This window comes from Oligoflexus sp., assembly GCF_035638955.1.
Classification (GTDB): domain Bacteria; phylum Bdellovibrionota_B; class Oligoflexia; order Oligoflexales; family Oligoflexaceae; genus Oligoflexus.
In genome coordinates this window covers 1-4,709 of sequence record NZ_DASQYZ010000475.1, presented here as the reverse complement: position 1 = coordinate 4,709, position 4,709 = coordinate 1, and the positions used below count along the sequence as shown (strand labels likewise).

The following is a 4,709-nucleotide window of genomic DNA, read 5'->3' as shown; positions in this document are numbered from 1 at the left end:
TTGGGCTTTTCGTGATGACACCGGAAAGTCAAAAAAAGTTTTCGCTCGAAGAACGCCAATACCTCGTGCTGCGCCTGCAAAAGGCAGCTCATAATTGCCTCAGTGCTTCGCCCGAAGCTGCGACGCGTGTTGCGACGACTGTTCTGATCCCAAGCTCGAGCGCCGGAGCTTTAACCGACGCGGAAAGCAATGACTACGAGGAATCTCGAAAATCCCTTGGACCTGTAACATTGCTAAAAAAAGTTCGGATTAAGCTAGGTTCTCAATACGAGAATTTTCATGATTGCCTGGCCAAAGCCCTGGCTGATATTCCTGCGGAATTCGTTAATAAATCGAAGGAACCGCCTGATCTAATTTACAAAAGCTACGATCTCTCGAATTACGAGGAAGTGGCATTTATTCGGTCGCTCATTTATCTCCAGATGCTCGATATTGGTGATGATAATCGCGAAGACTGGATGCGACGTTACATAGCAGAAGGTGATGCTAAAAAGCGAATGTTTCTCCTCAAAAACGCTCAATATCGGGCACTTTGGCTTGATCCCGCTATTATTCCCATCTGGAACTACGATGTCAGCGCCATCATCCGGAGGCCCTGGACCCTGAATTTCAGTCCACTAAGCTTTTATAATCTTTTTTATCAGGTTAGATATGGAACAGAAGGAAGAACGCCTTCCGGAATTTGATCTCAATCCGGCACTCTTGCGGCTCTTCAAACAAGGTGGCTGGGCTGCTTTGTTTTTTTTCGCTGCGGCAAACCTGGTGGGGATGAGCCAACAGTATGTGCTTAAAAAACAGATTGCAAGGCACCTCAGTATGAGCGTCCGTTCTGATTTACTCATAGGTAACAATTCACCTGCCCTTGGAATTTTCCAGCAAAATATCTCGGGAAATTTTATCAGTATTGAATACTTGGAAAATGGCAGAAGAAAAATCCTGCTGACGGAAAATTCCGATCCCCTTGACCGACCGTTGTTCAGACTGTCCCATAGGATGCCTATTTGTCTTGACCTTAAAGCCAAATTCTGTTCGTCAGCACTGCAGTTTTGGTTCAATCCTCTCGTATATTTGCCCTGGATACTTCTTGCCTCGATCTTGGGATACATTGTTTTCGGTCTGACGATTGCACTCCTGCAGAGGCGAATTGAAAAGCACTACTTTCAAGTGTTCAGAAATCAGAATGAAGCAGCCATGGGGCGCTTGAGCGCCCGCATCTGTCACGATTTGAAATTGCCATGTATTTTCTTGCAAAAGATATTCCACCTCGATGATCCAACTGAGTTTAAAGAGTTAAAACCACAGCTACAAAGCCATCTTCTGCGATTGTTTGGGATGATTGATAAATTGAAGCGCCTTGATCTGGAGGGTCTGGTTCGTCCTGAAAACATCGTCCTTAGGGAAACGGAAGTCCATGGCTTTCTTTCTAGCATTGCGCCTTCGGTGGATCGCCTGATGCTGACGATGCCCGACTTTCTGGAAGTCAAACTCGATCGTGATAAATTTGAACGAGGCATTGCGAACCTTGTCCTGAACGGTTTTCAGGCCGGCGCGACGCTGGTCATCGTCCGTATGCATGAAGAGGATCAGGACCTCCTGGTCGTGGTTGAAAACGATGGTCCTGAAATTCCGCAGAAATTTAAAGAAGCTTTTCTTTCAGCATCGGCGGGCCAATTTCATGGGCGGCTCGGTCTTCTGATGGTGAAAGAGACTGTACTGGCCCACGGTGGAAGCGTCGATCTGCAAAGTGTACCTGGATGCACTCGGTTTTTGCTGAAGTTTCCCGATGCTGCAATCAGGGTGCAGAATCCAGTTTTTATAGAGGAAGAAGTCAGTCAAGTTGAGCCCAAAGTTTTGTCCAAGCAGCAGTACATATGGATCGATGCTGATTTGATATCTTCAGCTGCGAGTCAACTTGCAGAGGACGATCACGATTTCATCCGCATCACCTCGAATCCTGAAGAACGAGAGCGTTCCCAACTCATGATCACACGCGATGAGGCGATTATGGATCAAGCTATGTGCCTGTCCATTCCTCTGCTAGCAGTGGCAAAAGAGCAGGATGACCATGCCTGGCTGGATCGATTCCGTTCTCGCTTGCGATTGATGCGAAGGATGCGGGACGTACGAGAGGATGCTTGAAAGTAAATACCCGACGTCCAACAAATAGGACGAGGGTTCCCTTGAAATTCATGACACCTCTATCAACTTGCTGTATTGATGGGATTCTTTCTGTGGTTTGAATCTTGCTGATACAAGGATTGCAACACGATTGACCCCATAGAAGGAACAAGTAGAATGAAAAAAGTTGTCATGTCCGTTTTTGCTATTCTCTGCACGTCTCCTGTATTCGCGCGGCCCCCGATCGACCCAAACTGTGGTATCGTCCCAACCTGGCAAACCTGCGTCTCGGAACCGGTTTTGCTAGGCGAGGGATGGAAATCTCTGACTGGTACCGGAACGGATTGCGCGGCAAACAATGCTTTGCCTGAGCTTGTTTCCAAGCTGAAACAGTCTGGTGTCGAACCAAAGGGCATCACTGTCACCTGTACCTATGAACAGCTGGGTCGCGAAATCCGCACCTGGGAGCTCACGCTGTAAATCAAAATTGGCATCGCTGGTTTATCAAACCCATAGAGTGAGTGACTTGAATGACCGACAATATGAACCGTCCACGGCTATTGATCGTTGAGGATCAAGCGAATGAACTCCAGACATACTTGCGATTCGCTGCTGAGATCGGTTATGAACCACGCGGTGCCTTGGATTTTGCAAGTGCGAATGAAATGCTTCAAAAAATGCCATTTGATATACTCCTGACCGACGTTCATTTGTCCAATCGCACGGACGTTTCCGAAGGTTTCGATCTTTTACGCCTGGTTCGTCGTGAATCACCGGCGATCCTGCCGATCATGACCTCCTCGGATCCCAGGTTGGAGGTTTATCAAATGGCTCTAAAGGAAGGAGCCCTGGGGTTTATCCGCAAGCCACTGGTGAGTAGTGAAGATCTGCACATTGCCATCGTCAACGCCATGCAATTGCGTCATCATCGATCCAACCTTATGGGTTTGCGCGACAACCCCTCAACCTCTACGATTCGGGCAGCCAAAGATGGGATTGTCCTGTCCCAGTCGCTGAGAACGATCGCTCAAAAAATAGCCCACAGTCGTAAGCTCCCGGCCGTGATCTATGGCGAAACTGGCACTGGCAAAGAAGAATTTGCTCGCCTGATCCACAGAAGACGCCGCGAAGTCGAGGGAGAAATACCGTTCGTCGCGGTCAACTGTGCGAATCTTAACAGCAGCGTGGCCATGTCGACGCTTTTTGGTCACCGTAAGGGGGCTTTTACTGGAGCGCTCAATAACACTGTTGGCTATATCGGGGAAGCAGACGGCGGAATTCTTTTCATGGACGAGATCCATACTCTGGAAAAAGACAGCCAGCAGCGTTTGCTGAGAACTTTGAATGATGGATCGTATGAGCCAGTCGGCAGCACCAAAACGCAATATTCCCGCTTCCAACTGCTTGCGGCCAGCACGAAAGATCTCGATGCCGCGACAGAAAAAGGTGAATTCCTGCTGGACCTTCGTATGAGAATCACAGGCGTCGATGTTCTGCTTCCTCCTCTTCGCGAACGCAAGGACGACATGGATGCGCTTGTGCGGCTCTTCTTTGCTAGAGAAGTTGTTAAGGTGCCGGAAAAGGAGCTGCAAAAAATTGTTGATGCCTGCCGCCAGTATTATTGGCAGGGCAATATTCGTCAGCTGTTTGGTGTTCTACAGGCTCTGGTCGTCATGAGCGCCTACGATTCTGAAGAATTGAGTGTTAAAAATCTGCCGGTATTTAAAACCATGTATGAGCCCGAGCGTAGTGGTTTCGAGAGCCTGAGGATCGAAAAAACCAGACTTTCCGATAGTGTCATGCAAGAGGTTGCGAAAGGACTTTGTGAGGATATGCCATTGGACCAGGTCCTCGAAACCTATGAAAAACTTGTGTTGAAATTCGCTCTGGCCAGGCATGCCAGCATCAGTGAGACGGCGGCAGCTCTTGATATTTCACGGAGTACGTTTGCTTTGAAAAGGCAAAAATACGGACTTCAAGATCGACCTTAGCCTAACCGCATAAAAAGAGCGCTGATGACGTCTCATGCCTGCAGGTATTCACTTGACTTGAAACCTGGACTGCCATACTTCATGTCGGGTATGGAAGATGGCTGAAGGGGAGACTACATGATAGATTGTGGAAAAAATCGCTTGTTTGGTTGGGTATTAATTGTAAGCGCTGTGAATAGCACCCGTCTGCTGGGAGCTCCGGTGCCTGAGTCTATTCCTCCCACCCCGAACTATGTATGTGTGACTTCTGATCTGAATTGTGTTGCTCAGGTGGCTGCTCAGCACCTCGTTCTGTATCAAAAGAAAGACGGTCCTATAGGCTGCACCAAAAACGATTTTCTTGCGACACCTGATGACGGTACGAATGTTGTCGATGACGCCACTGGCGTTCCTGAGCAACCCTGCAAGTAATCCAGTCGGGTAAAAGGAGTGCCTTACCGAGGGTACCCCTGATTTTCTGGTTGTGTTGCGCCTGGGTAAGCCCGTGGTATTCTCCGGGAAACCTTGGGAGGGCGGCTCATGCTTTTTGACACCAAAGGACATTGTTTTGAGCGCCAGATCATCATGCTTCATGTCCGCTGGTATCTTTCCTATAAGCTG

The 4,709-nt window shown here is 48.5% G+C and carries 5 protein-coding genes; all 5 read left to right on the top strand.

Annotated features, from left to right (window positions below):
• Window positions 1-686: hypothetical protein (locus tag VE954_RS38755; protein WP_324963299.1), on the top strand; the 686-nt coding region annotated here is incomplete at its 5' end.
• Window positions 652-2,139, top strand: coding sequence for a HAMP domain-containing sensor histidine kinase (locus VE954_RS38750; protein WP_324963297.1), 1,488 nt, complete (start codon window positions 652-654; stop codon window positions 2,137-2,139). The genes VE954_RS38755 and VE954_RS38750, both read left to right, overlap by 35 nt.
• Window positions 2,140-2,295: 156 nt before the next feature.
• Window positions 2,296-2,598 (top strand): hypothetical protein, encoded by a 303-nt coding sequence (locus VE954_RS38745; protein WP_324963295.1) that lies wholly within the window; start codon window positions 2,296-2,298, stop codon window positions 2,596-2,598.
• 50 nt (window positions 2,599-2,648) lie between these two features.
• The gene (locus tag VE954_RS38740; RefSeq protein ID WP_324963293.1) at window positions 2,649-4,109 is read left to right on the top strand and encodes a sigma-54-dependent transcriptional regulator; all 1,461 of its coding nucleotides are present in this window, start codon (window positions 2,649-2,651) and stop codon (window positions 4,107-4,109) included.
• A 117-nt stretch (window positions 4,110-4,226) separates the two neighbouring features.
• The gene (locus tag VE954_RS38735) at window positions 4,227-4,520 is read left to right on the top strand and encodes a hypothetical protein (RefSeq protein WP_324963291.1); all 294 of its coding nucleotides are present in this window, start codon (window positions 4,227-4,229) and stop codon (window positions 4,518-4,520) included.
• Window positions 4,521-4,709: the final 189 nt, after the last annotated feature.